Raw genomic sequence first — 25430 nt, 5'->3', positions numbered from 1 at the left:
GAAGGGGTGCGTCCGCGGCCTGGGAGAGGGTTTGCACGGGAGGGATCCTGCCAGCGGCGCCACCTCGCCCGGGGTCCGTTCGCCGACTGACGATCTGCTGGCAACCTTGGATCATGGCGCGATACGAGTACCGGGTTCTGCAGCTGCGCGAGAGCCTCATCGGCGGGAAGCTCTCGGCCGACAAGCTGGAGAAGCTGCTGAACGACGAGGCAGCGCAGGGTTGGCAGCTCAAGGCCATCACGTCCACCGAGGTGAAGGGCCGGGTCGGCCCCGGCGGGGTGGACGGGCTCCTGGTCACGCTGGAACGTCCGGTGGGCTGACCGCCCTGGTCCAGCCGGGCAGGCACGGCGTGCGCCCGCGCTAGGTTCGGGAGGTGGTGGAACGCCTGGACCCCGGCTGGCACCGGGCGATACTCGACGTGCTCGCGGCCTCCCACCTGATCGCCGGCAACTCCCTGGGCGACATGCTCGAGGCGGCTCTCGCCCCGCTGGGCCTGCACCCGGAGCTGTTCGTCGCCGATCGTGAGCAGGAGCATCTACGCCCGCTGCGCGCCGGCGCAGGCGAGCCACTGCGCATCGACGGCACGCTGGCGGGGCGGGCCTACCAGCTCGGGGCAGTGCACGAGGGCGGGCACGACGACGGTCGCCGCGTGCTCTGGGTGCCGCTGATCGACGGTGCGGAACGCCTCGGGGTGTGCCGGGTGGTGTTGCCCGCCCACATGAACTCCACGGACCCGGTGCTGGCCGAGCACTGCCTGGCGGTCGCGGCGCTCGTCGCGCACCTCACGGTCTCCAAGGCCATGCAGAACGACGAGCTGGCCGTGGCTCGGCGCTCCCGGCCGATGTCGGTGGCCGGGGAACTGCTCTGGCAGCTCCTGCCCCCGCTGACCGTCGGCGGTCAGGGGCTCGCGCTCGCCGCGGTGCTCGAACCCGCCTACGACGTCAGCGGCGACGCCTTCGACTACGCGGTCGCCACCTCGCGCGCCGACTTCGCGATCTTCGACGCGTCCGGCCACGACCTGAGCGCAGGCCTCACCACCTCGGTGACCCTCGCGGCCTCCCGCTCCGCCCGCCGCGAAGGCCACGGGCTGCCCGCCATCGCCCGCCGGATCGACGCCGCGCTCACCGAGCAGTTCAGCGACCACCGGTTCGTCACCGGCGTGCTCGCCCGGCTCGACCTGGAGTCGGGCCGGCTGCGCTACCTCGTGGCCGGGCACCCGCCTCCGGTGCTCCTGCGCAGGGGAAAGGCAGTGCGCAGGCTCGACGCCGTGCTCCGCATGCCGTTCGGGCGGGTGGCGACGATGATCCCGCAGCCCGGCGAGCTCGGTGAGGAGTTCCTCGAGCCCGGAGACCGGATCCTGCTGCATTCCGACGGCGTGGTGGAGGCCAGGGACGAGAGCGGCGAGGAGTTCGGCGTCGACCGGCTCGTCGAGCTGGCCGAGCATGCAGCCGCAGCGCAGCTCCCGGCTCCGGAGACGTTGCGCCGCCTCGCCCACGCCGTGCGGGAGCACCGCAGAGGTGAGCTGCGCGACGATGCCACGCTCGTGCTCGTCGAGTGGTCCGGGAGCGCAGCGGAACGCCTGCTCGCGCACCTCGCCGACAACGGCCGGGATCGGTAGTCGCGCAGATCCGGTGCGCCGGAGACCGCACCGGATCTGCGGGATGTGAACCCGCGGGACGTGGCACCGATCACGGCGGGCACGCACTGAACGGGCAGGTGGCGGCTCCGGCCCGGGCACGTCCCACATAGGGTCGGTGCTCGTGAACACCGCTGCCCCGTCCGAGCTGTTCGACCCCGCGGCCTGGCGGGTGGTCGAGGGCTTCGACTTCGCCGACATCACCTACCACCGGGCCGTGGCCGCCGGGCCGGAGGGCGGCACGGTGCGCATCGCCTTCAACCGGCCCGAGGTGCGCAACGCCTTCCGTCCCGGCACCGTCGACGAGCTGTACCGCGCGCTCGACCACGCTCGCACCACCCCGGACGTCGGGTGCGTGCTGCTCACGGGGAACGGGCCCTCTCCGAAGGACGGCGGCTGGGCGTTCTGTTCCGGCGGCGACCAGCGCATCCGGGGGCGCACCGGCTACCAGTACGCCTCGGGGGACACGGCCGACACCGTCGACCCTGCGCGGGCCGGGCGCCTGCACATCCTGGAGTGCCAGCGCCTGATCCGGTTCATGCCGAAGGTGGTGATCGCGGTCGTGCCCGGCTGGGCGGCGGGCGGAGGCCACTCGCTGCACGTCACGGCCGACCTCACGCTGGCGAGCGCCGAGCACGCCCGGTTCAAGCAGACCGACGCCGACGTGGGCTCCTTCGACGGCGGGTACGGCTCGGCGTACCTGGCGCGGATGGTGGGCCAGAAGTTCGCCCGCGAGATCTTCTTCCTCGGCCGCGAGTACTCGGCAGCCGACGCGCACCGGATGGGCATGGTCAACGAGGTCGTGCCGCACGCGGAGCTGGAGAAGGTGGCGCTGGAGTGGGCCCGGGAGATCAACAGCAAGTCGCCCACCGCGCAGCGGATGCTCAAGTACGCCTTCAACCTGCAGGACGACGGGCTGGTCGGGCAGCAGCTCTTCGCGGGCGAGGCCACGCGGCTCGCGTACATGACCGACGAGGCGGTGGAGGGCCGCGACGCGTTCCTGCAGAAGCGCGACCCCGACTGGTCCCCGTTTCCATGGCACTACTGAGCACACGCCGGTACCGGCCGTCGGGTTCACAGCGATAGCGAGGCAAACGGGTGAACAACCTGCGGATCGTTCCCGTGGACGGGTCGCCGGCCGCGATCGCCGAACTCGCCACCGCGCTCCGGGAGGCGCTCGACGGCGGCCCGGCCCTGCTGCCACGGGCGCCCGGCTCCTCCGCCACGCCCACGGCCGCACCCGGGCCGGGTACGGCGCTGGTGATCCCGACCTCGGGTTCCACGGGTGATCCCAAGTTCGTGGTGCTCTCGGCCGCGGCGCTGCGCGTGTCCGCCACGGCCACCGCGGATCGGCTCGGCGGGCCTGCGTCGTGGCTGCTCGCGCTTCCCGCCGAACACGTCGCCGGAGTGCAGGTGATCGTGCGCTCCCTGCTCGCAGGATCAGCTCCGGTGCTGCAGGACCTGCGCGACGGATTCCGGCCCGCCGACTTCGCGGCCGCCACCGGAGAACTCGCCGCCGGCAGGAGGTGCACCAGCCTGGTGCCCACCCAGCTCGCCCGGATCCTCGACGCCGGTGGCGCCGCTCTCGACGCGCTGTGCAGCTACGACGCCGTGCTCGTCGGCGGGGCCGCCCTGGAACCCGCGCTTCGCTCCCGCGCCCGCGACGCGGGTGCACGGATCGTCACCACGTACGGCATGAGCGAGACAGCGGGCGGCTGCGTCTACGACGGCGTCCCGCTGGACGGGGTCGTGGTCGGCATCGACGAGAGCGGCCGGATCCGCCTGGGCGGCCCCACCCTCGCCGAGGGCTACCTCGGCGACCCTGCAGGGACCGCAGCGGTGTTCGGCGACGGCTGGTTCAGCACGAGCGACCTCGGCCGGTGGCGCGACGGGCGGCTGGAGGTGCTCGGCCGCGCCGACGACGTGATCGTCACCGGCGGGAAGAACGTGGCACCTGCCGCGGTGGAGCGCGTGCTGGTGGCGCAGCCCGGTGTGCGTGCAGCGTGCGTCGTCGGGCTCCCGGACGCGGAGTGGGGCCAGGTCGTGGCGGCGGCGTTCGTCGTGGACGCCCCGGACGGAGACGAACCGGCAGCGGCACGCCTCGACCGGCTCCGGGACGCGGTGCGCGACGAGCTCGGCCGGGCCGCGGTACCGCGGCTGCTGCGCACCGTGGCCGAGATCCCGCTGCGCGGCGTGGGCAAGCCCGACCGGCGCGCGGTGGCGGCCCTTCTCGCCGTGCAACAGATCCCGGGGAACTGACCCGGTCAGGACCACCCCATCGTGGCCCTCACTCTCCGTTGATTGACCACTACAGTTTCGTGATATGTGCTGCGCCTCGTAGACCACTCCAGTCACACGAGTAACAGGGAGCGCCATGCGTGGCCTGGTCGCGACGGCAGCACCACTGGCATCACTCGTCCTCGTGAGCGCACTATCCGCAGGTCTGGCGACACCGGCGGTCGCACAACCGGTGGCCATCGCCTCCTGGGCACCCGACCTCGCCACCGGCGATCCTGCGGGCGTCCGGATCGTCGGCGGGACCGTCCGGCTGGAGGGCGCAGGCGCCTTCCTCGCCCCCGTCGAGGACGCACCGGTGCTCGGAGGCGCCGCCGTCCCGACCGGGCTGCTCACGCTCAGGTCCCAGCGGCTACCCGCCCCGACGGACCAGGTCGTCGCCACCGTCATCGGCGACGTTCCCGCCGGTAGCACGGCCGTCGTCGACGTGCGGGGTCGGCGCAGCAACGGTGGCTGGACCGAGTGGGTGCCCGCCGAGCCGGCCCCCGATGCGTTGGTCGCAGAGCTGCCCGAACCCTCGTCCGAGGTGCAGGGCAGGCTCGTGCTCGCAGGCCCACCGGGTGCCGGACCCACCGTGCGCAGTGTCACCCTCACGGCCCGGCCCGCAACGAGGCCGCTCGCCGCGCCCGTCGGGGAGCACGGCGCGCTCCGGTTCCGCGTCTTCGCCACCCGCGAAGGCCTGGTCGGTGGCACGACGGCGAACGGGCACGTGATCACCGAACGCGACCACTTCGTCGCCTTGCCGTCCCGGCGCGGACTGTCGCCGCGCGACACCAGCGACTACTCGGTCAAGGTCTGCGCGCCGAACGGCCGCTGCGCGTTCGCCCCGGTCTGGGACGTCGGGCCATGGAACACGCGGGACGACTACTGGAACCCCGAGGACGTCCGCCAGGAGTGGACCGACCTCCCCCAAGGTCTTCCGCAGGCCCAGGCCGCGTACAAGGAGGACTACAACGACGGGAAGGATCAGTCCGACCGGGAGGTCCTCAACCCCGCAGGCATCGACCTCGCCGACGGTCTCTTCTGGGACGCGCTCGAACTCGACGACAACGCGTGGGTCACGGTGGACTACCTGTGGACCGGCTCCGAGCGCCTGTCCAAGGTTGTCGGCACCCCGAAGGTGCTGGCGGCTCCGCACGCGGACGCCGAGGTGACCGGGATCGTCGCGCAGCAGGCCATGGTGCCCGTGCAGTGCGCCGTCGGCCAGGGGGCGGACCGGTGGCTGCGCATCGGCACCGCCGAGTACCTCGACGCTTCGGCGGTGCCCGACCTGGGCGCGGTGACGGCCTGCACGACGGGAGGCGCCGGTGCACCGGTGAACACCGGCACCCCAGCCGGATAACGTTTGCCCGTGGCCACCATCGCGCAATGGATCGAGGGCGCACGCCCTCGCACCCTGCCGACCGCCGTCTCCCCCGTCCTGGCCGGCACCGGCGCGGCGATCGGCGCAGGCGTCGTCGCGCCGGGGCGCGCCGTGCTCGCGTTGATCGTCGCGGTGGCGCTGGTCGTCGGGGTGAACTTCGCGAACGACTACTCCGACGGCATTCGCGGCACCGATGACGAGCGGGTCGGCCCGCTGCGGCTGGTGGGGTCGAAGGCCGCCGAGCCGGCAGCGGTGCGGACCATCGCGATCGTCGTTCTCTCGATCGCCGGACTGGCCGGGCTCACGCTGGTCTCACTCAGCCGGCAGTGGTGGCTGATCGCCGTCGGCGCCCTCTGCATCGCCGGGGCGTGGTTCTACACCGGCGGGAAGCGGCCCTACGGCTACTCCGGCCTGGGCGAGGTGGCCGTCTTCGTGTTCTTCGGCCCCATCGGGGTGCTGGGAACGGTGCTCACGCAGAGCGGTCCGCCCGGGCCCCTCGCGATCGTCACCGCCGTCGGAGTGGGCATGGTCACATGTGCGGTGCTGGTTGCAAACAACCTGCGGGATATCCCAACAGACACTGTTGTGGGTAAGCGCACGCTCGCGGTCGTGCTGGGCGACACCGACACCCGCCGCCTGTACGTCGCACTCGTGACCGTCCCACTACTGTTGTCGCTGCTAGCGGGCCTGCGCAGCTGGCCAATGCTGCTCGGTTTGCTGACCCTGCCGCTCGTTGTGATGCTGGCGCGCGAGGTCCTGAGCGGTGCATCCGGTCGTAAACTGATTCGCGTGTTGTCCCAAACGGGCATTCTCCTGCTCGCCTGGTCAGTCCTCACGGGGATCGGGCTGGCGCTCGGGCAGGTCGCCTGAGCCCGGTGAGGCAGGGAGATCCCCCTCACCACGCAGCCGCGCCCGCAATGCGGAGCGCTCTCTCGACCGCCGGCTACGGCTCTCCGACAGCGCCGTGTCGAGGCGGCCGCGCAGTCCGCGGAAGAGCACCATGGACAACGGCAGGGCGACGATCAGGCCGATGAGCAGCGCAATCAGGAACGGCGTGCCCGTCAGGAGCATGAGCGCCGTCACGATGGCAACGAGACCGAGCCGGGCCAGCGCGTAAAGCCCTACGGTGGCAGCGAGACCCAGTCGCTGCCCCGCGGGGGGGTGCCCGGTGGGTGGCGAGGTCATATCGTGAGCCTACGTCCGCCGGCTGGCGGCGCGTTGCGGTGTCCGATTCGTGTCCGGTTCGTCCTTGAAGAGCCCTTTACCTACGGACAACCGTTCGAGTACGTGGGGTCCCAGGTGTCACGATGGCCCGGAAACGCCCCGCGGCTCTGGAGGTCCACATGACAATCACGACGACTCAGGCCAGCAGCAACGAGCGCCTGCTCACCCCTGGCGAGGTGGCGGCTCTCTTCCGCGTCGATCCCAAGACCGTGACGCGTTGGGCGTCCGCCGGTCGGATCGGTTCCATCCGCACTCCCGGCGGGCACCGTCGCTTCCGGGAGTCGGAGGTGCGGAGCATGCTGGCCGACCTCACCAGTGAGGCCACGTTACCGCCGTCGCGCCCCTGAGCGCCCTGGTAGTAGCTATGCGCGTGACGGTGCGGACAGCATTCAGGCTCTCCGCCACCCTGACGCCCCTGCTCCGCTAACCTCGACGCCGGAGGTGGTTGGAGTGTTGTTCCTCATCGCGTTCGTCGGCGCCGCGGTCATCGCTCTGGTGCTGTGGAAAGCGATGAGCACCAGCAGTTCGCAGGTCCCGCAGCCCCCTCGCCGGCCCATCACGGGTTCCGGGAGGCCACGGGTCAGCGGTCCTGATGATGACCCCGACTTCCTTCGTCAACTCGACGAGAGAGTCCGGCGACGGGACGATCCTCCCGGCGCCTGAGCTGGCACCCCGGCCCTCGCGGCCGGGGCGCTCCGGCTCATCACCACTGAACGACGTCGCTCATGAAGCGGCGGTGAAAACCATCAGGCGGCGGCCTGTGGCACTGCGGCCACCGGACCGCCGTCAGACCGAGGCACCTTCGAAGGCATCCGCCACCGCAGCACCGAGCTGCAGAAGCGCAAGCCGCGTCGCAGGCGCCAGACGGTCCAGATCCACCTCCGCACCCTCCTCGAGATGAGGGTCGTACGGCACTCGCACCACTGCTCGGCAACGTGCCGCAAAGTGCTCAGCCACCCGGTCCAGGTCGACGCCGCCCGAGGACCGGTGCACGGAGTTGAGTACCGCCACGGAGTTCCGTACCAGGTCACCGTGCCCGTGCGCATCGAGCCAGTCCATCGTTGCGGACGCGCTGCGTGCACCGTCGATCGATCCCGACGACACGATGATCAGTTGGTCGGCCAGGCCCAGCACGCCGTACATGGCGGAGTGCATGAGTCCTGTGCCGCAATCGGTGAGCACGATGTTGTAGAAGTGCTCGAGCAGCGCGATGGTGCGCCGGTAGTCCTCCTCGCTGAATGCTTCGGAGACCGCTGGGTCCTGCTCGCTGGCCAACACCTCGAGGCGCGACGGTCCTTGCGACGTGTACGCGCGCACATCCGTGTAGCGACGCACCCGCTGCGCGTCCCGTAACAAGTGGCGCACGGTGGCGCTGGTCTCCAGCGGGATCTTCTGGCTGAGCGTCCCGCGGTCGGGATTGGCGTCCACCGCAACCACGCGATCGCCGCGAAGTGAGGCGAACGTCGCACCGAGGGTGGCCGTCACGGTGGTCTTTCCGACCCCGCCCTTCAGGCTGAGCATCGCGATCTTGTAGCAGCCGAGCAAAGGCTTGTTGAGTCGAGCGGTGAGTTCGCGCCGTCGGACATCGGAGGGACTCTCACCCGGGTTGATCAAACGCCCGGACATCTTGTAGACCGCCAGGCGCCACCCGGACTGTGGGGGGCGCGGAGTCTGGCGCAGCAGGCGGGCCGACGAGAGGTCCGTCGTTTCCTGATGACGCTGATCCGAGCCGCTACGCGCCTGTTGCGCCTCCTGCGCAGCCACCGCCGCGGGATCGGTCCATCCACGGCTACGCGGACCCGCCCCGCTCGATCGCCACGGATGAGGAGGCGTGGCCTGCGCGTCGGACGGCCGGTCCCCACCGGGAACCGCATGACCCCACGGCATCCCGGCCGCGGGGCCGGAGCCGTTGGGCGAGGAATCCGCCGGCGCGGCGGGCGTCACCGGTGGAGAGGGCAGGCCCGGCGGGTCGGGTTCCGGCACAGCCGGGTTGCCGGAGGGAGGCGTGCGGCTGGGCAGGGTGCCCCATTGCTCGCGTACGTAGCGACCCACGGAGCCGTCCGGGTAGTCGCGATCGTCCCCGGGGCTACGCTCCGTCATTCGACATCCCACCAGGCCGACCGCTGATCACCTGCACAAAGGCCGACGGTAGTCGCGCTCATGCGTCCGGTCGAGCCACACGCGCAAGGGCGAGTGTTACGAGTCCGATCAGCCGAGTCCGGCATAGGAATGCAAGCCGGAAACCACCATATTGATGAAGAAGAAGTTGAAGACGATGGCGGCGAAACCGGCGACGTTCACCCATGCCGCCGGGCCGTTACGCCAGCCTGCCGTGGCACGGGCGTGCAGGTACGCGGCGTAGATGACCCACGCCACGAAAGCCACGGTCTCCTTCGGGTCCCAGCCCCAGAACCGGCCCCACGCCGCCTCCGCCCAGATCGCGCCGGCCATGATCGCAAATGTGTAGAGCGGGAAAGCGACGATGGTGATGCGGTAGGCGAGCCGGTCGAGCGCGTCGGCGCTCGGCAGTCTGTCGGCGAAGTCGGCCAGGCGTCCGGACCGCCGCAGCAGGAACAGCAGGCTGGCCACACCGGGCACCATCAGCAGGCCGGACGCGATGCTGACCGTGGTGACGTGCACCACCAGCCAGTACGACTGCAGCGCGGGCATCACCGGCGCGGCAGGCGCATACAGCACCGTGCCGCCGAGGAACAGCAGGATCACCACGGGCAACAACACGAAGAGCCCGACAGGGCGCGCTGCCGGCGACCGGCGCAGCATCACGAGCCACGCCACGATCGCCGCGAGGCAGATCGCCGAGGTGAACTCGTACATGTTGCCCAGCGGCCAACGCTGGGCGGCAAGCCCGCGCAGGACGATCGAAGCGGCGTGCAGCACGGCCCCGAGCACGACGAGCGACACGCCCATCCGCCCGAAGCGCTCGGCCCGGCTGCGGCCGGCGGGTGCGTCCGGCCGGGGGCCGTCGGACCTCGTGTCGAGTGCCGGACCGCCCGCACCCACCAGCACCGCCTTCGCGGATCTCTGCACCGCGTACTCGGCGCCGTGCAGGACCATCGCGAGCACGTAGACGCTGACGGCCGCCATGAAGAGGCGATCGCTGTAGAGGGCGAATTCGGAGAGCATCAGCCGTCCTTCGCTGCCGTGACCGAGCCGTCGGCGGCGGAATTGTCGCCGGGCGAACTGCCGCTGTGGGAGGCGTCCTGACGGGAGTCGCCTGCGGGAAGATCCTCGTCAGGAGAATCGGGCCCTGGGGAATCGTCGTCCGAAGAATCAGTTGCCGGGGAATCACCGGTCGTGGATACAACCCCGGAATCGCCATCGGCCGGGCTGCCCAGGAGATCCGCGCGGATGCGATCGAACTCCTCGCCATAGCCCGCCCGGTCGGTGCGGGCGAGACCACCGATCTCCACGACCGTCCGGGTGCCGTCCGCGGTGGGGACGAGCCGGGCCCAGAAGCGGCGCCTCCGGATGCTCAGCGACAACCCCAGCCCGACGAGCATGAGCACGGCGAACACGAGCACGGCGTCCTGACCGGGGTCATGGCTGACCTGCAGGGACACCCACTTCTGCACGCTGTCGAAGCGCACGGTGGTGCCGTCGTCGAGCGTGACCGACTGGCCCGGCACGAGATTCGTCCGCACGATCCGCTTGAGCGCACCGGAGTCGATCTGGCTCTGGTCGACCTCGAAGATCGACTGACCACGCCCGTCGTCGAGCCCGAGGTCTCCGCGGTACACGTCGATCGCGACCTCGGGGTCGTCGAGCGCCGGGAACACCGACGTGACGACGTTGCCCCGCGAGCTCGTGGGCGCGAGCAGCCCCGTGATGGCGAGCTGGCTGGAACGGCGCTGCTGCTCGTCGGTGACGCCCGGCGGCTCGAACTTGGTGGCGCCCTCCGACAGCATCGTGTTCTGGTCGACGGCCTTCCACTGGATCTCGCCGACGCGCTGCTGCCCGTTGGGGAACGTCACCGTGAACCTCGGCGCGTAGCCGTTGCCGAGCAGGTAGACGCGGCTGCCGTCCAGGCGCAGCGGGTGGTTGACCTCGAGCTGGTAGGGCCGCCACTGGTTCACGTGACCGGACTGCAGGTCGGCCGTGGTCTGGTAGCCGATGGCGGCGCGGTAGCTCTCGGCTTGCCCGTTGGGCTGGTAGGTGGCGTCGAAGTCGTTCACCTGCACGCAGAACGGCGTGAGATTCGTGCCGTCCACCCGCAGGCCGGCTTGGAAGGAGTCGTAGCCGAGGATGCCGGTGTTGCAGAACTGCCCGCCGCCCGACATGACGATGACCTGGCCCTCGTACCCGTACAGCTTGCCGCCGGCGAACCCGACGAGCAGTCCGATCAGGCTCAGGTGGAACAGCAGGTTGCCGGCCTCACGCAGGTAGCCCTTTTCTGCGGAGATCGTGCGACCGGAGCCGGCTTCCTTCTCCGTCCTGCGCCAGCCACGCAGCCGGCCGCGCACCCGCTCGGCGGCCTCGTCCGGGGACAGGTCGAGGGTGGCGGTGGCGTGGTGCGGCAGCCGCCCGAGGTTGCGCGGCGTCGCGACGGGTGCGGCGCGCAGGCCCTTCGCGTGCTCGATGGTCCGGGGAAGGACGCAACCGACCAGCGACACCATCAGCAGCAGGTAGACCGCGGCGAACCACGGCGCCGCGAAGACGTCGAAGAAGCCGAGGTGAGACAGCAGCGGCGCGATCGTCGGGTGGTCGGTGAAGTACTGGTCGACGAGCTGCTGGTTGAGCGAGCGCTGCGGCAGCAGCGCGCCCGGCAGCGCACCCAGCGCCAGCAGGAACAGCAGGATGAGCGCCGTCCGCATCGACGTGAGCGCCCGCCAGGCGTTGCGCAGGATCGCGATCCACCCGTTCGCAGGCCGCGGGTCGCCCTTCTCCGGGGGGCGAGTCGCCAGTTCCGTCGCAGTCGCCATGGTCAGATCACCGGGGTGAAGCCGGCAACGGAGGTCTGCAGCTGGGCGAGCAGCCCGTCCCACAGACCGCTGACGAGGAGGAACCCGACGGCCAGCATGAGCGCCCCGCCGGCGATCTGGATCGCACGTGTGTGGCGACGCAGCCAGCCGAGGGCGCGCACGGCCCGAGCCGCCCCGAGCGCGATCAGCACGAACGGCACGCCGAGTCCGGCGCAGTAGGCCACCGTGAGGACGACGCCGCGCAACGAGCCACCGCCGGTGCCTGCGGCCACCGCGACGACCCCGGCGAGCGTCGGGCCGATGCACGGCACCCAGCCCAGGCCGAACACCGCTCCCAGCAGGGGCGCTCCCCAGATCCCGAGCCGCGGCACCCAGTGCACCCGGCGCTCGTTCTGCAGCACCGGGATGAGCCCGACGAACGCCAGCCCCATCACGATCATGACGATGCCGCCGACCCGCTGCAGGACGACCTGGTTGGCCACCAGCGCGTCGGACAACCAGACGACGCCGACGAGAATGGCCCCGAAGACGACTGTGAACCCGGCCACGAACAGCGCCGCCGCCCCGGCCACCCGCCACCGCCCGCTGCGTTGCTCCCGCGCCTCGGTGAGCGTGGCAGGAGGGGAGTCGGCGCCCACCAGCCCCGCGAGATACGCGAGGTAGCCGGGCACGAGGGGCACGACGCACGGAGACGCAAAACTCACGGCCCCCGCCAGCACGGCGACGGCGACCGCGAGCAGCAGCGGGCCGGAGACCGCGAGGGTGGTCGTGGGGTCCATCGACCACGAGCGTAGGCCCGGGGCCCGGCGCCGCGCGCACCGGGTTCTACAACGTGTAGTGAATCAACGGTTTCGGACCCTTCCTACCGGGTGGCGGATTCAGGCCTGCTCGGCCTGCAGACGCTTCACCAGCGGAGCCAGCTCGCTCACCCGGATCGACGTCAGATACACGGCAGCCACCCTGCCCTGCGGGTCGATCACGATCGTGGACGGCACGGTGTTGCGGGGGTAGCCGCTCAGCGCGGCGAGACTGCGGCCGGGGGGATCGAAGATCGAGTCGAACGTGATGCTCCGGTCGCGGACGAAGTCGGTGGCCGCGGACCGGTCGTCCCGGACGTCGATACCGAGGACGACGGCCCCCGTCTGGTCCTGCAGGCTCTGCAGCTCGGGCGCCTCCACCCGGCACGGGCCGCACCACGAGCCCCAGATGTTGAGCACCACGACCTTGCCGTGGTAGTCGCTCACCCCGACGGTCTGACCGTCGTGCAGCAAGCTCGGTCCGCTGATCGCCGGCGCCCGGCCGCGGCTCGACGGCGGGTCGTACAGGATCGTGGTCTGCCCGCCAGGTGCGACGAACTCGAAGTTCGTGCCCTCGTCCACCGCGTCCTTCGTGGTGGAACATCCGGCCACCAGCAGCAACAGGGCTGCGGCCACGGCGATCGCGATCCGTCTCATGCGCCGGTCACCGTTGGGCTGCTGCCGCCTGCGGGCTCGCTGTACTGCAGCTGGGTCAGCTCGGTGCCGACGAACACGAGCGACGTCAGGGACGCGAGCGCGCACTGGCGGCGACGGGGGTCGTGCCAGAGCCGTTGGCCGGTGACGAACCGACGCAGCGTCCAGATCGGCAGCTGATGCGAGACGCACACCGCCTCGTGGCCCTCGGCCTCCGTGCGCGCGCTGTGCACCGCGGCGAGCATGCGGTGGGCGATGCGCAGGTACGGCTCGCCCCAGGAGGGTGTGAAGGGGTCACGCAGAAGCGGCCAGTACCGCGGCACGCGCAGCGCCCCGCCGCCGACCGAGACCGTCTTCCCCTCGAAGCGGTTGTCGGCCTCGATCAGTCTCTCGTCGGTGATGACCTCCAGGCCGTGGGCGGCAGCGATCGGCGCGGCGGTCTCCTGCGCACGCTGCAACGGCGAGGCGTGCACGACCGTGATGTCGGCGTCGGCGAGCGCCTTGGCCACGATCTCGGCCTGGTTGTGCCCGTGCTCGGAGAGGTGGAACCCGGGCAGCCTGCCGTAGAGGATCCCGCCGGGGTTGTACACCTCGCCGTGGCGCAGCAGGTGCACGACGGTGCGCACTCCGCTGCTCACGCGCCGGCCCTCGCCGCAGCCGGCCCCGCCACGACCGCGATGGCGAAGCAGCGGTGCCTCACTGTGCTGCCTCCGCCGGAGGGGTGGCCGTCGCCGCCGCCTTGGCCGCCGCCGGCAGGGCTACCTCGATCGCGGAGAAGGCGTCGTCGTCCAGAGCCGCCGAGACGAACCACGCCTCGAACGGGCTGGGGGGCGGGTACACCCCCCGCTCCAGCAGCGCGTGGAAGAACGCCGGGAACCGCCACGTGGCCGCGGCCTGCGCCCCTGCGTAGTCGTGCACCTCGTCGTCGGTGAAGAACACCGAGAGCAGGTTCCCCGCGAACTGGACCCGGTGGGGCACCCCCTCGGCGCGCAGCGCGTCACCGATCATCGTGCCGAGCCGGGCAGCGTGCGCGTCGAGCGCCGCGTAGACGTCGGCGGTGGCGTTGCGCAAGGTGGCCAGACCGGCGGCGACGGCCACGGGGTTACCCGACAGCGTCCCCGCCTGGTACACGGGCCCGGCGGGCGCGAGGTGCGACATGAGCGCGGCCGGGCCGCCGAACGCGGCAGCGGGCAACCCGCCCGACATGACCTTGCCGAAGGTGTAGAGGTCGCCCGCCACCCCGTCGAGGCCGAACCAGCCGGCGGGCGAGACGCGGAATCCGGTCATCACCTCGTCGACCACGAGCAGGGCGCCGTGGGCATGGCAGATCTCGCGTAGCCCGGCGTTGAAGCCCGGACGTGGCGCGATCGCGCCCATGTTCCCGGCCGCGGCCTCGGTGATGACGCAGGCGATGTCACTACCGCGCTCGGCGAACACAGCCCGGACGGCGTCGAGGTCGTTGTAGGGCAGTACCACCGTGTCGGCGGCCTGGGCCCCGGTGACCCCGGGGCTGGTCGGCAGGCCCAGCGTGGCGACACCGGAGCCGGCCTGTGCCAGCAGCGCGTCGACGTGGCCGTGGTAGCAGCCGGCGAACTTCACGATCACCCGGCGACCGGTGATGCCACGCGCGAGCCGGATCGCGCTCATCGTCGCCTCGGTACCCGAGTTGACCAGCCGCACCTGCTCCACCGGGTCGACCCGGGAGATGATCTCCTCGGCGAGCTCGATCTCGGCCGGCGTCGGGGCGCCGAAGGACAGACCGTCGGCCGCCGCGGCGCGGACGGCCTCGACCACTGCCGGATGCGCGTGGCCGAGGATCATCGGCCCCCATGAGCTGATGAGGTCGACGTAGCGGTTGCCGTCGGCGTCGGTGAGCCACGGACCGGCGGCGGAGACCATGAAGCGTGGCGTGCCGCCGACCGACGTGAACGCCCGCACCGGGCTGTTCACCCCGCCGGGGATCGCGGCGCAGGCCCGTTCGAAGAGGCGGCCTGAGGTGCCGGCGCCGGTATCGGTGATGGACGAGGTAGGCGAGCTTCCCACGGCCGCCAGTCTTGCACCGCGGCGTGCTCGAAGTGGCAGGGGTGCGGGTCAGCGGCGTCCGGCGAAGAACTGACGAGCGTCCGGCGTGTAGAGGACGACGGTGCCTGCGATCGACAGGATCATGACGACCAGCATGAACAACAGGCTGGCGTTGTCGCCGCCGAGACCGGAGAAGACGGTGCTCAGCGCCAGGAGCGTGAACCCCGCCGTCATGATCGTCAGGATGATGCGGGCCCAGTTGTGTCCGATGAAGGCGAGCACGGCGAACCCGATGTAGAGCGCGGCGACGGCAAGGAGGATCCCGCCCGCGACGCGGATGATCTCGGCGACCGAGACGCCGGCCTCCTCGATCTGGCGAAGCTGCTCGGGATCGAAGGCCTGCGCCCCGTTCTCCGCCGCGACCAGCAGCACGAGTCCGATGCCCAGGAAGGGCAGCGCGCTGAGAATCACGAACACCAAGGACAGGATCATGATCCGGGGGCGCTCGACGGGAGCGGTGTCGACCTCGTCGAGCCCGGCCGGGTAGGGCGTGCTGTACGGGTTGTATGCGTAGCCGCCCTGCCCGCCCGGGTAGGGCTGGCCGCCGTAGGGGCCGGGCTGGTTGTAGGGGTTGTACTGGCCCGGCTGGCCGTACTGACCCGGTTGCCCGTACTGGCCCGGTTGGCCCGGCTGACCGGGCTGCGCGCCGTACTGGCCGGGCTGCCCGTAGTACGGACCCGGCTGGCCCGCCTGCTGGCCGTACGGGTCGTACTGGCCGGGCTGACCGCCGTACTGGCCGACGGGCGGCGCGCCGTACTGGGGGGCGCCCTCCGCCTGGCTGTCGGACGGCGCAGGTTGCTGCGTGCCGTCCGCACGGTCGTCGCGGTGAGGACCGCCGTCAGGCTTCTGGTCCCCACGCCCGGGATCGGACGGTGTGCTGCTCACGGCGTTACCGTAGGGCCGGTCCGATTCGCTGTCCACGCAGGTCTCAGCGCCGGTGGTGGATGTCCTCTGACATCCGGACCACGGCGTAGTAGAACTCGAGCGTGATGCGGAACAGCGTGAGGTAGAACAGCGCCACGATCGCACCGAGGATCAGCACGAGCAGCCCGGGGCCGACGCCCTGCGCGAAGCCCGCGATGACGAAGCCGATGTAGGCGAGCCCCAGCAGCACCAGGCCGACCACATAGAGGATCTTCACGACCGACGGCGTGGCGAAGTGGTTGAACCCGAAGTCGAACAACGCCGAGAAGAAACCCTTGGCCTGCGCCTGCGGGCTGTTGCCGGGCCCTGGTCCTGGTCCCGGTCCCGGCCCGTACGCCGAGGGGTCGCCGTAAGGCGGCTGACCGGGAGGCGGGCCCCAGCCCTGCGGAGGCTGCTGGCCGTACCCACCCGGGTACGGCGGCTGCTGCCCCCCGGACCAACCCTGGCCGCCGGGCGGTTGGGGCTGATCGCCGGGGTTGCCGGGGTCGTACGTCATTGCGAGCCTCCACGATCGTTCACGAGGTTCGCGATCGTATCGCCCGCTTGGTCGCATTCAGGTTTCTATCGGCCGTATTGAGCGTTGCGAAGCGGTCACGGCCGCGCAAGTTCACTCGGTCGTGAGACGCGTCGCCACCTCGGTGGCCCAATAGGTGAGCACGATGTCGGCACCGGCCCTGCGGATCCCGGTGAGCGTCTCGAGCACCGTGCGGTCGCGGTCCAGCCACCCGTTCGCCGCGGCGGCCTCCACCATCGCGTACTCCCCGGAGACCTGGTAGGCCGCCACGGGCACGTCGGCCGTCTCGGCCACGGCGCGCAGCACGTCGAGGTAGGCGAGCGCGGGCTTGACCATCACCATGTCGGCGCCCTCCTCGAGGTCGAGCGCGAGCTCGCGCAGCGCCTCCCGCACGTTGGCGCTGTCCTGCTGGTACGTCTTGCGGTCGCCCCGCAGCTGGGACTCGACCGCCTCACGGAACGGGCCGAAGAACGCCGAGGAGTACTTCGCCGTGTAGGCGAGGATGCCGGTGTCGACGTGGCCTGCGGCGTCGAGCGCCTCGCGGATGGCTCCGACCTGGCCGTCCATCATCCCGCTGGGGCCGAGCAGGTGCGCTCCCGCCTCGGCCTGTGCCACGGCCATCTCCCCGTAGACGGCGAGCGTGGCGTCGTTGTCCACGCGACCCTCGGCGTCCAGCACTCCGCAGTGGCCGTGGTCGGTGAACTCGTCGAGGCAGGTGTCGGCCATCAGTACGGTGGCGTCGCCGACCTCGGCGCGGAGATCGCGCAGGGCCACGTTCAGCACCCCGTCGGGGTCGACGCCCGCTGTGCCCGTGGCGTCCCGGCTCTCGGGCACGCCGAAGAGCATCAGCCCGCCCACCCCGGCGGACACGGCTTCGGTGGCCGCCTTTCGCAGCGAGTCGCGCGTGTGCTGGACGACTCCGGGCATCGACGCGATCGGAACCGGCTCGCTCGCGCCCTCCTTGACGAACATCGGCAGCACGAGGTGACGGGGTCGCAGGTCGATCTCGGCGACGAGCCGGCGCATGGCCGGAGTGGATCGCAGTCGCCGCGGCCGATGAGCTGGGAAGGCCATGACGCCAGGCTACGACTCGGCGGCGGACCGCCGGCAGCGCGGGCAGAAGAAAATGCTGTGTCCGCGAGCGTCGCACGTTCCTCCGGTGGCGCTCCCGCCACGCAGGCGCTCACCACGGCGAGCAAGGGTGCGACGCATCGTCGACCTCACTCCCTCACCGCCGGTCCAGGAGCACCCCAAGGCGGCTGCGACCGTCCACCCGAGGAGTCCTGCGACGAGGCCGAAGGCGAGGTGGAAGCCCGCCTTCGTCGCGAGCCCCGAACCGAGCCCGACGAGCGCGCCGCCGGCTCCGACCGCGCCCAGCAACGGGGCGACGAGCGCGACGAGATGGATCGGCGATGCCGCGAGGCCCAGCAGCACCGGATGGCGCCGGACGATGGGGACGGCCAGCGTCGCGTCCAGGAGGATCGCTGCGGCGAGATACCGCGGGTCGCCCACAGCGCTGCCCAGCGCGAAGGTGAGCACGGTCGAGGCCGCGCCGACGGCGGTGACCACGCCGGGCCGGCGGACCGACAGCGCCACGGCGACGAGCAGCGTCAGCCAGATCAGTCCTCGGTGACCGGGCAGCCCGACGGGTATGCGCAGGTCGGTCACCGCCACGATCCCGGCCACGGCGACGAGCGGCAGTGCGAGATCTCGCGCGCGATCCGCTGCCCGGCTACCGATCGAGACGGCCGGCAGAGCCCAGGACTTCATGGCGGCAGCATAGCTCTGGATGACCATGATAGAACCGCATGTGCGAGTTTATTTTGCATATAACTCCTCATACCTGAGGATCGAAGTCCGAAGGAGTCGCGGATGCGGCGGAGTCTCACAGCGGTGGTTGGTCTTCTTCTGGCAGCGGCCCTGGTCGCATGCGGATCCGCCGGCACCGGTGGGGGCGCCGGCGGCGACGGGTCGAGCAGTGGCGCCGTGGTGATCCGGGACGGCGACCGGGAGCTCGCCCGGTTCGATCTCGCCGCGCTTCAGACATTGCAGCAGGTGGACGTGGACACGCCCCAGTCGGCGGGCGACCAGGTCCAGACCGGCCCGACCATCCGTAGCGTTCTCGACAAGGCCGGAGTGGCGGACGTGTCGGCGCTGCGGGTGGAGGGTCGCGATCCCGCCCAGACCCTGTCCGCCACGGACCTCTCCGCCCAGCCGATCCTCGCCGTGACCAATCGCGGCACCGTCAAACTCGCGGGCGCGGACCTGCCCACGAACCGATGGGTGCGCGACGTGACCGCCCTGGTGGCGAACCCGTGACCAGCGGAAGAGCGCTGCTCGGCGTCGACCTGCTCATCGGCATCGACGACCTCGCGAGCCCGGGTACCGGCCGGCGTTGCCGGCAGCTGATCACGGAGCTGGAGGAGGCGGGGCTCGGCAGCGCGGCAGGCGCCACCCGTCATCAGCTCCTGGTCGACCCGCGTATCCCCTACACGTCCCACAACTCCAGCGCGTGCATCGCATGGCGCAGCATGGCCGCTGATCCCGAGGCTGTGGTGCCCGCTGTCGTCGAGATCGCCGCGAGCTTTCTCGAGCGAGTCTGCCCGCCCGCTGCGGACCCGGGGCTGGCCGTGGCGGTGCTGCCGGACCTGCCCGAGGGCAGCGGCCGGCGGGAGCGGCTCGTCGAGTTCGGTCGACGGGCGAAGCGCGAGGTGCTGGTCACGGCGACCGCGCGGACGCTGGCGGCGGCGACGGGCGTGCACCTGAGCGGTCACGGTGGCACGCAGGACGGCGTCCTGGGTGCGCTCGCCGCCGTGGGCCTGCACCTCTCCGGCGGCGACGGGCTGTTTCTGTTCATGCCGGGAATCCGCGAGATCAGCGGCGACATGACCGCCGGCAGGCTGCTCGACCTCGTCTCGATCGACCAGGTCCGCGACCACCAGCGGCAGGAACCTGCGGCGGGCGAGCTCATCGAGCTCGGCGACTGGGTACGCCCCGTCCTGCTCGACGGCCGGGCGGTGCTGCTGCTAGAGCCACCGGTCGTCGACCCGGACGGGCGCAGGCGGTGGCGGACCGTCCCGCGGTCGGTGGTCAAGAACTACTGAGCGCCCGTGCCGGCGGTTGTGCCGGCCTGCCCGCTCGGGTCGGGCCGGCCGGCGCGGGCGCGCCGGGCCGGCGGGCAGGTGCTGATGTAACCGCAAGTGAGCGGCACTTCCGCCCGATCTGCCGGGCGGAAGTGCCGCTCACTCGGGCTCAGCGGCGGCGGGCCTTCGCCTTCTTCGGGGGCGGCAGAGCGCCCTCGGCACGGAGCCGGGCCGCGTGCGCCGCCAGGGCGTCGACCAGGGCGGGCACGCGCGCCTCGTCGGGCTGCACGTCGACGCGCAGCCCGAACTCACGGGCCGTCTCGGCCGTCTGCGGGCCGATGCACGCGACGATCGTGCGAGCGTGCGGCTTTCCTGCGATGCCGACCAGGTTGCGCACCGTGGACGACGAGGTGAAGCACACCGCGTCGAACCCGCCGGTCTTGATCGCCTCGCGGATCGGGGCGGGCGGCGGCGCCGCGCGGACCGTGCGGTACGCGGTGACGTCGTCGATCTCCCATCCGCGGTCGCGCAGACCGGCGGCGAGCGTCTCGGTGGCGATGTCGGCGCGCGGCAGCAGCACGCGGTCGACCGGGTCGAGCACGTCGTCGTAGGGCGGGAAGATCGACAGCAGCCCCTCGGACGAGGACTCCTGCGACTCCTCCACCGACGGCACCAGCTCGGGCACGATGCCGAAGCTGCGCACCTTCTCGGCGGTGGCGGCTCCGACGCAGGCGATCTTGACGCCGGAGAAGGCGCGCGCGTCGAGACCGAACTCGGCGAACTTCTCCCACACCGCGCGCACGGCGTTGGTGGAGGTGAACACCACCCACTGGTAGCGGCCGTCCACCAGCCCCTTGACCGCGCGCTCCATCTGCGTGGGCGAGCGCGGGGGCTCGACGGCGATCGTCGGCACCTCCTCCGCGGTGGCGCCGTGCACAGCCAGGCGGTCGCTCATCGCCCCGGCCTGGTCCTTGGTGCGGGGCACCAGCACACGCCACCCGTACAGCGCGCGCGACTCCCACCAGGACAGCTCGTTGCGCAGCCCGACCTCGGGGCCGACGGTGACCACCAACTGGCCCTCGAGATCGGCCGCCTCGGCAGCCATCGTGGCCAGCGTCGCCTGCACCGTCCGCTGGGTGGTGGCGGTGCCTCCCGCGGTGACGGCCACCGGGGTCTGCGCGGCGATCCCGTTCTCGGTGAGGGCGCCCACCACCTCTGACAGGTGCGACGGGGAGGCGTGCAGCACCAGCGTGCCCGGTGCCGCGGCGAGCCGGGGCCAGTCGACGCCGGCACGGACGTCGGCCTCGATGTGCCCCGACCCGAGCGGCACGCCGGCGTAGGCCGGAACGGCCGTGCCGGCAGGCACACCGGGCACGACGTCGAACGGCACGTCGGCGGCGGCCACCGCGATGGCCTCCTGCACCACCGAGTCGACGGTCAGCGGGTCGCCGCTGACCAGCCGCGTGACGGTACGGCCGGAGCGGGCCTCGGAGACCAGGTCGCGGGCGACGTCGGCCGGTTGGCCGACCGCTGGCCGCACCTCGGCGCCATCGGCGACCAGGCCCAGGATGACCTCGGGGACATCCGGATCGGTGATGACCAACGGCGCATTCGCGAGAGCCTCGCGCGCGCGGACGGTCAGCAGGCCGGGATCGCCGGGGCCACTGCCCACGAAGGCGACCCGTCCCGGGGTACTCGGTGCTCGGTTCATCAGATCTCCCGATCCAGCTGTTCTCCGAGGGCGGAGAAGCCCCCCATGTCGAGAAGCTCGGCGGCCAGGGCCGCTCCGAGCTTCTCGGCGTCGTCCATGTTTCCGGTGACGGAGGCGCGCAACAGGCCTCCGTCGGTCGTGCCGATGACGGCCCGCAGCGACAGGCGGTCTACCGCGCGTCCGTCCTCTTCCTCGCCGTTCGGTCCGGCGATCGGTTCCCAGTCGGACACCACGTCGGCCAGTGCGGCGACCGGCGCGCTGCACCCGGCTTCCAGCGTGGCGAGCACCGCGCGTTCCGCGATGACGGCGGCCCGGGTGAACTCGTCGTCGAGCGCCAGTGAGAGCGCGCGACCGAGCTCCAGGTCGTCGGCCCGGCACTCGACCGCGAGTGCACCTTGGGCCGGGGCGGGAAGCATCTGTAGTGGGTCGAGCAGCTCGGTGGCCTCGTCGATGCGTCCGAGCCTGCGCAGCCCGGCCGCGGCCACGACCACCGCGTCGAGCTCACCCGAGTGCACCTTGCCGACGCGCGTGTCGACGTTGCCACGGATCGGCACGACCTCGATACCGAGACCCAGCGCGTCGAGCTGAGCCCGCCGCCGCGCCGCGCCCGTGCCCACCCTCGCCCCGGGCGGCAGCTCACCGAGCACCATCCCGTTGCGGGCGACCAGTGCGTCGCGGGGATCCTCCCGCGGTGGCACGGCCGCCAGGTGCAGCCGGGGGTCGGGCGCGGTCGGCAGATCCTTGTAGGAGTGCACGGCCAGGTCGACCTGGCCGCTCACCAGCGCTTCGCGCAGCGCCGACACGAACACACCCACGCCGAGCTCGGCGACCGGGACCATCGACCGGTCGCCCGACGTGGACACCTCCACCAACTCGACGTCGTGCCCGGCCGAACGCAGCCGCTCCGCGACCAGAGTGGACTGCGCGAGTGCGAGGGCGCTGGGCCGCGTACCGATGCGAAGAGTCATCCGGTCGCCTCCTCCGGACCTGTCGGCTCGGTACGAGCCTCCAGGGCGGCGATCACGTCACCGCTGCGCTGGAGCGCCACAGCGGCAGGCGTCTGCGGGTCGAGCTCGAACAGAGCGCGCAGCGCAGCGGCGTAGCTGTCGCCGTCCGGCCCCTCGGCCAACCGTTTCACCTGCACCGTCGGGGTGTGCAAGAGCTTGTCCACGACACGCCGCACGCTCTTGGTGAACTCATCACGCACCCGGGCGTCCAGGTCGGGGAGGCGGGAGTCCAGCCGCAGCAGCTCGGCATCGATCACTTCCGATGCGCGCTTGCGCAGTGCCGTGACGGTGGGGGTGACCTCGGCGGAGCGCTGTGCGGCCAGGTAGGCCTGCGCCTCCTCGGCCACGAGCTCTTGGGCGGCGGCCACGGCCGCACCGCGCGGGCCGTCGGAGAGCCTGCGCTGCAGGGCCACCAGGTCGATCACCGTGACGCCGGGGAGAGCGGCGACCGCCGCGTCCACATCGCGGGGCAGGCCGAGGTCGCAGACAGCGAGCGGGCGCGCGGACCGGCCGGCGACGGCGTCCGCCACGGTGGCCTCGTCGACCACGGTGCCGACGGCGCCGGTGCAGGCGATCATGAGGTCGGCGTCCACCAGCTCGCCTGCGAGGGCGTCGAGCCCACCGGCCCGGGAGGGAGTGCCCTGCGCTGCGGTGTTCTCCGCGAGACGGGCGGCGCGCTTCGGCGAGCGGTTCAGCACGACGATCTCGGCGGCCTCCGCGCGCCGCAGGTGGGCAGCGGCCAGCGAACCCATCGCGCCCGCGCCGACGACGACCGCCCGGCGGCCCGCCAGGCTCCCCCCGAGCGCGGCAGCGGCGTCGGCGAGAGCCTCGGACACGACGGAGGCGCCCGCCGAGTCGATGCCGGTGCTCGCGTGCACCCGCTTGCCGACGCGCAGCGCCTGCTGGGCCAGCTCGTGCAGTACCCGGCCGACGGTGCCTGCCTTGTCGGCGGCGGCGTAGGCGTTGCGCAGCTGGCCGAGGATCTGCGCCTCACCGACCACCATGGAGTCGAGCCCCGCGGACACGGCGAACAGATGCTGCACGGCCGACCCCGCGTAGTGCACGTACACGTGCTCGGTGAGCTCCGGCATCGGCATCCCGGCGTGCCGGGACAGCACGGCGGAGACGTCGGCGAGGCCGCCGTGGAACGCGTCGACGACGGCGTAGACCTCGATGCGGTTGCACGTGGAGAGCAGCACGGCCTCGGACACGTGCGTGGCGCGCAGCATCTCGTCGAGCAACTTGGGTACCTCGTCCGCCACCACAGCGGCTCTCTCCAGCACCTCAACCGGAGCGCTGCGGTGCGAGAGACCAACTACCAAGACGCTCACGTGAGCATCCCTCCGGAACCGTTCGTCGCGTGTCCGTTGACCTGGCCGTCGAGCACGGCCCCGTCCTGCTGGGCCAGGCGTCTGCGTGCCACGTGGAACGCCAGGATCTGGAGCTCGACGGCCAGATCGACCTTGCGGATCTCGACCTCCGGCGGCGCTTGCAGCACCACCGGGGCGAAGTTGAGGATGCAGCGGACGCCGCTGCCGACGAGCAGGTCGCACACACCCTGGGCGGCGGGGCCGGGAGTGGCGATCATGCCGATGGTGACCCCGCGTTCCGCACAGATCTGTGGGATCGACCGGACGTGCTCGACGATGATGCCGTTGATGTGGATACCGACGAGATCGGGATCCACATCGAACAGCGCTGTGACCGGGAACCCGCGACCGCCGAATCCGGTGTAGCCCGCGAGCGCGTGGCCGAGGTTTCCCACCCCGACCAGCGCGACGGCCTGCAGATGGTCCAGCCCGAGCGTGCGCTCGAGCTGGCGGACCAGCGCGGAGATCTCGTAGCCGACACCGCGGATGCCGTAGGAGCCGATGTAGGAGAGGTCCTTGCGCAGCTTGGCCGGGTTCACCCCGGTGACGCCCGCCAGCTCGTCGCTGGAGACCGTCTCCGCGCCCTGCTCGGCGAGCTCGCCGAGCATCCGGAGATAGAGGGCGAGCCGGGCGACACTGGCCTCGGGAATGGCCCGCAGCCCCGCGGCGGCTGCGTCCTCGGAGCCGGCCTGCGGCGGCTTCGTCACGCTCACGTCTCCTCGATGGTGCTGTACTCGGATTTCCTGCTGCGTACTCGGGCGACCGAACCACACACCCACGGGCCGATGCACCCGGCCGAGTACCCCGGGATCGGGCGTTGACGGCGACTGGAATACACGGTAGTCGCTTGTGAAGGCACGCACAAAGTTGCGATCTTGAACCTGGTCGTGCTCGGGTGGGTGTTCGGCACGTCACGACCGGTAGTCGCCCCACGACGCCCGCTCATCGTGCGCAACATCCGGAAAGGGCCGCCGAGCGGAGCCCGCGACGAGACGGGATCGGTCGCGTTCCGCGAGGTCAAACCGGGCAGCACCGGGCCGTCAACCGGCCGGCCGCAGAACCTTGTCGATCACGAACAACGTGGCGTTCTTCGTGGGGAGATCACCGCACAGCACCGTGGCCTGCGTGCCGTCGCCGCCGGTCAGCGTCGGGGCCTCGGCGGTGCCGCCGATGGTGATCTCACCACCCGTGAGCTCCGTGGTCGTCCCGGCCCGCACGAGCCCTGCGGCGTCGAATCGCTGTGCGACGACGTGGTAGGAGAGCAGCGTGCTGAGCTGCTGCGGGTCGTCCATCAGCGCGTTGTAGGCCTCGTCACCGAGCGCGGATCTCGTCGCGTCGAACGCGGCGTTGGACGGGGCGAACAGGGTGACGTCCTGCTGCGCGTTCAGCGTCTCGGCCAGGCCGGGCACCGCGGAGATCGCGCGAGCCAGCGTGGTGAGCGACGGGTTGGAGCCGACGGCTGCAGCCACGGGCAGGCCCGCCATGGCGGCCGCCGAACCCGGCGCGTCCCCCTGCGGCAGCGTGCTGCATCCCGGACCGAACGCCTCGTCCACGGTGGTCACGCCGTCGTCGGCCGTGGCCACGCCGGACGTCGGTGCGGCGGCGTCCGGAGCGCTGGTCGGAGCGGGCGTGGGCGGCACCTCGGAGGCGCTGCAACCTGCCAGCGCCACGGCCAGGACCGTCATCGCTGCGAGTGCTGCCAGGCGCCGGGTCTGTCGCACGGATGTTCCTCCTCGGGCACTCCGGTCGCCCCGGACGCGTCGCCACCACGTTCTGCTTCGCCGAATGTGGTTCACATCCTGCGCGTCACGCTGCCGTCACGGCACAGCG

The 25430-nt window shown here is 71.6% G+C and carries 26 protein-coding genes; 9 read left to right on the top strand and 17 right to left on the bottom strand.

Annotation, left to right across the window (positions count from 1 at the left end; all coding sequences use genetic code 11):
* The first annotated feature begins 113 nt into the window (after positions 1–113).
* The 6 genes from MMF94_RS28530 (at position 114) to MMF94_RS28505 (ending at position 6164) form a co-directional block, all read left to right on the top strand.
* Positions 114–320, top strand: a complete 207-nt coding sequence (locus tag MMF94_RS28530) for a DUF4177 domain-containing protein (RefSeq protein ID WP_241040297.1) — start codon at positions 114–116, stop codon at positions 318–320.
* Between the two features lie 53 nt (positions 321–373).
* The gene (locus MMF94_RS28525; RefSeq protein ID WP_241040296.1) at positions 374–1618 is read left to right on the top strand and encodes a PP2C family protein-serine/threonine phosphatase; all 1245 of its coding nucleotides are present in this window, start codon (positions 374–376) and stop codon (positions 1616–1618) included.
* 142 nt (positions 1619–1760) lie between these two features.
* Complete coding sequence (locus MMF94_RS28520) at positions 1761–2684, top strand: 1,4-dihydroxy-2-naphthoyl-CoA synthase (protein ID WP_241040295.1); 924 nt, start codon at positions 1761–1763, stop codon at positions 2682–2684.
* A gap of 59 nt (positions 2685–2743) precedes the next feature.
* Complete coding sequence (menE, locus tag MMF94_RS28515; RefSeq protein ID WP_241040347.1) at positions 2744–3895, top strand: o-succinylbenzoate--CoA ligase; 1152 nt, start codon at positions 2744–2746, stop codon at positions 3893–3895.
* Between the two features lie 115 nt (positions 3896–4010).
* Positions 4011–5273 carry a hypothetical protein gene (locus tag MMF94_RS28510; RefSeq protein ID WP_241040294.1) on the top strand — a complete coding sequence of 421 codons (1263 nt, stop codon included), beginning with the start codon at positions 4011–4013 and terminating at the stop codon, positions 5271–5273.
* A gap of 9 nt (positions 5274–5282) precedes the next feature.
* The gene (locus tag MMF94_RS28505) at positions 5283–6164 is read left to right on the top strand and encodes a 1,4-dihydroxy-2-naphthoate polyprenyltransferase (protein ID WP_241040293.1); all 882 of its coding nucleotides are present in this window, start codon (positions 5283–5285) and stop codon (positions 6162–6164) included.
* Here MMF94_RS28505 and MMF94_RS28500 read toward each other — a convergent pair.
* A complete protein-coding gene (locus MMF94_RS28500; RefSeq protein ID WP_241040292.1) occupies positions 6120–6479 on the bottom strand; it encodes a DUF4229 domain-containing protein in 360 nt (119 codons plus the stop codon). The genes MMF94_RS28505 and MMF94_RS28500 overlap by 45 nt on opposite strands.
* A 158-nt stretch (positions 6480–6637) precedes the next feature.
* Between MMF94_RS28500 and MMF94_RS28495 the strand changes: the two genes are divergently transcribed.
* Complete coding sequence (locus tag MMF94_RS28495) at positions 6638–6865, top strand: BldC family transcriptional regulator (protein WP_169400036.1); 228 nt, start codon at positions 6638–6640, stop codon at positions 6863–6865.
* 439 nt (positions 6866–7304) lie between these two features.
* Here the strand turns inward: MMF94_RS28495 and MMF94_RS28490 are convergent, their stop codons facing one another.
* From MMF94_RS28490 to MMF94_RS28440, 11 genes are all read right to left on the bottom strand, one after another.
* Positions 7305–8618 carry a MinD/ParA family ATP-binding protein gene (locus MMF94_RS28490; protein ID WP_241040291.1) on the bottom strand — a complete coding sequence of 438 codons (1314 nt, stop codon included), beginning with the start codon at positions 8616–8618 and terminating at the stop codon, positions 7305–7307.
* 108 nt (positions 8619–8726) lie between these two features.
* Complete coding sequence (ccsB, locus tag MMF94_RS28485; protein WP_241040290.1) at positions 8727–9662, bottom strand: c-type cytochrome biogenesis protein CcsB; 936 nt, start codon at positions 9660–9662, stop codon at positions 8727–8729.
* Entirely contained in the window at positions 9662–11458 is a 1797-nt protein-coding gene (gene resB / locus MMF94_RS28480; RefSeq protein WP_379660298.1) for a cytochrome c biogenesis protein ResB, read from the bottom strand. Before resB ends, ccsB begins: the two co-directional genes overlap by 1 nt.
* Before the next feature lie 2 nt (positions 11459–11460).
* A complete protein-coding gene (locus MMF94_RS28475; protein ID WP_241040289.1) occupies positions 11461–12237 on the bottom strand; it encodes a cytochrome c biogenesis CcdA family protein in 777 nt (258 codons plus the stop codon).
* Positions 12238–12336: 99 nt separating this feature from the next.
* The gene (locus tag MMF94_RS28470) at positions 12337–12912 is read right to left on the bottom strand and encodes a TlpA family protein disulfide reductase (protein WP_241040288.1); all 576 of its coding nucleotides are present in this window, start codon (positions 12910–12912) and stop codon (positions 12337–12339) included.
* Positions 12909–13535 carry a histidine phosphatase family protein gene (locus tag MMF94_RS28465; RefSeq protein WP_241040345.1) on the bottom strand — a complete coding sequence of 209 codons (627 nt, stop codon included), beginning with the start codon at positions 13533–13535 and terminating at the stop codon, positions 12909–12911. Before MMF94_RS28465 ends, MMF94_RS28470 begins: the two co-directional genes overlap by 4 nt.
* A gap of 70 nt (positions 13536–13605) precedes the next feature.
* Positions 13606–14952 (bottom strand): glutamate-1-semialdehyde 2,1-aminomutase, encoded by a 1347-nt coding sequence (gene hemL, locus MMF94_RS28460; RefSeq protein ID WP_241040287.1) that lies wholly within the window; start codon positions 14950–14952, stop codon positions 13606–13608.
* A gap of 48 nt (positions 14953–15000) precedes the next feature.
* Positions 15001–15876, bottom strand: a complete 876-nt coding sequence (locus MMF94_RS28455) for a DUF2157 domain-containing protein (RefSeq protein ID WP_241040286.1) — start codon at positions 15874–15876, stop codon at positions 15001–15003.
* Between the two features lie 43 nt (positions 15877–15919).
* Positions 15920–16411 (bottom strand): DUF4282 domain-containing protein, encoded by a 492-nt coding sequence (locus MMF94_RS28450; protein ID WP_241040285.1) that lies wholly within the window; start codon positions 16409–16411, stop codon positions 15920–15922.
* Positions 16412–16522: 111 nt separating this feature from the next.
* Positions 16523–17503, bottom strand: a complete 981-nt coding sequence (gene hemB / locus MMF94_RS28445; RefSeq protein ID WP_241040284.1) for a porphobilinogen synthase — start codon at positions 17501–17503, stop codon at positions 16523–16525.
* Positions 17504–17512: 9 nt separating this feature from the next.
* On the bottom strand, positions 17513–18199 hold the full coding sequence (locus tag MMF94_RS28440; RefSeq protein ID WP_241040283.1) for a hypothetical protein: 687 nt from the start codon (positions 18197–18199) through the stop codon (positions 17513–17515).
* A 123-nt stretch (positions 18200–18322) separates the two neighbouring features.
* Here MMF94_RS28440 and MMF94_RS28435 point away from each other — a divergent pair, with 123 nt between their 5' ends.
* Together MMF94_RS28435 and MMF94_RS28430 are read left to right on the top strand one after the other, a co-directional pair.
* Positions 18323–18748 (top strand): hypothetical protein, encoded by a 426-nt coding sequence (locus MMF94_RS28435; RefSeq protein ID WP_241040282.1) that lies wholly within the window; start codon positions 18323–18325, stop codon positions 18746–18748.
* The gene (locus tag MMF94_RS28430; protein WP_241040281.1) at positions 18745–19533 is read left to right on the top strand and encodes a hypothetical protein; all 789 of its coding nucleotides are present in this window, start codon (positions 18745–18747) and stop codon (positions 19531–19533) included. Before MMF94_RS28435 ends, MMF94_RS28430 begins: the two co-directional genes overlap by 4 nt.
* A 148-nt stretch (positions 19534–19681) precedes the next feature.
* Here the strand turns inward: MMF94_RS28430 and MMF94_RS28425 are convergent, their stop codons facing one another.
* The 5 genes from MMF94_RS28425 to MMF94_RS28405 form a co-directional block, all read right to left on the bottom strand.
* Positions 19682–21223, bottom strand: coding sequence for a bifunctional uroporphyrinogen-III C-methyltransferase/uroporphyrinogen-III synthase (locus tag MMF94_RS28425; RefSeq protein ID WP_241040280.1), 1542 nt, complete (start codon positions 21221–21223; stop codon positions 19682–19684).
* A complete protein-coding gene (gene hemC / locus MMF94_RS28420) occupies positions 21223–22191 on the bottom strand; it encodes a hydroxymethylbilane synthase (protein ID WP_241040279.1) in 969 nt (322 codons plus the stop codon). The genes MMF94_RS28425 and hemC overlap by 1 nt, the downstream gene beginning before the upstream one ends.
* Positions 22188–23561 (bottom strand): glutamyl-tRNA reductase, encoded by a 1374-nt coding sequence (locus MMF94_RS28415; protein WP_241040278.1) that lies wholly within the window; start codon positions 23559–23561, stop codon positions 22188–22190. The genes hemC and MMF94_RS28415 overlap by 4 nt, the downstream gene beginning before the upstream one ends.
* Complete coding sequence (locus MMF94_RS28410; protein ID WP_241040277.1) at positions 23558–24307, bottom strand: redox-sensing transcriptional repressor Rex; 750 nt, start codon at positions 24305–24307, stop codon at positions 23558–23560. The genes MMF94_RS28415 and MMF94_RS28410 overlap by 4 nt, the downstream gene beginning before the upstream one ends.
* A 333-nt stretch (positions 24308–24640) precedes the next feature.
* Positions 24641–25321, bottom strand: coding sequence for a fasciclin domain-containing protein (locus tag MMF94_RS28405; RefSeq protein WP_241040276.1), 681 nt, complete (start codon positions 25319–25321; stop codon positions 24641–24643).
* Between the last annotated feature and the right edge of the window lie 109 nt (positions 25322–25430).

The organism is Pseudonocardia alaniniphila (genome assembly GCF_022524485.1).
Lineage (GTDB): Bacteria > Actinomycetota > Actinomycetes > Mycobacteriales > Pseudonocardiaceae > Pseudonocardia > Pseudonocardia alaniniphila.
Note: the sequence above shows the minus strand (reverse complement) of the source record. Positions and strands in the feature narration are given on the sequence as shown.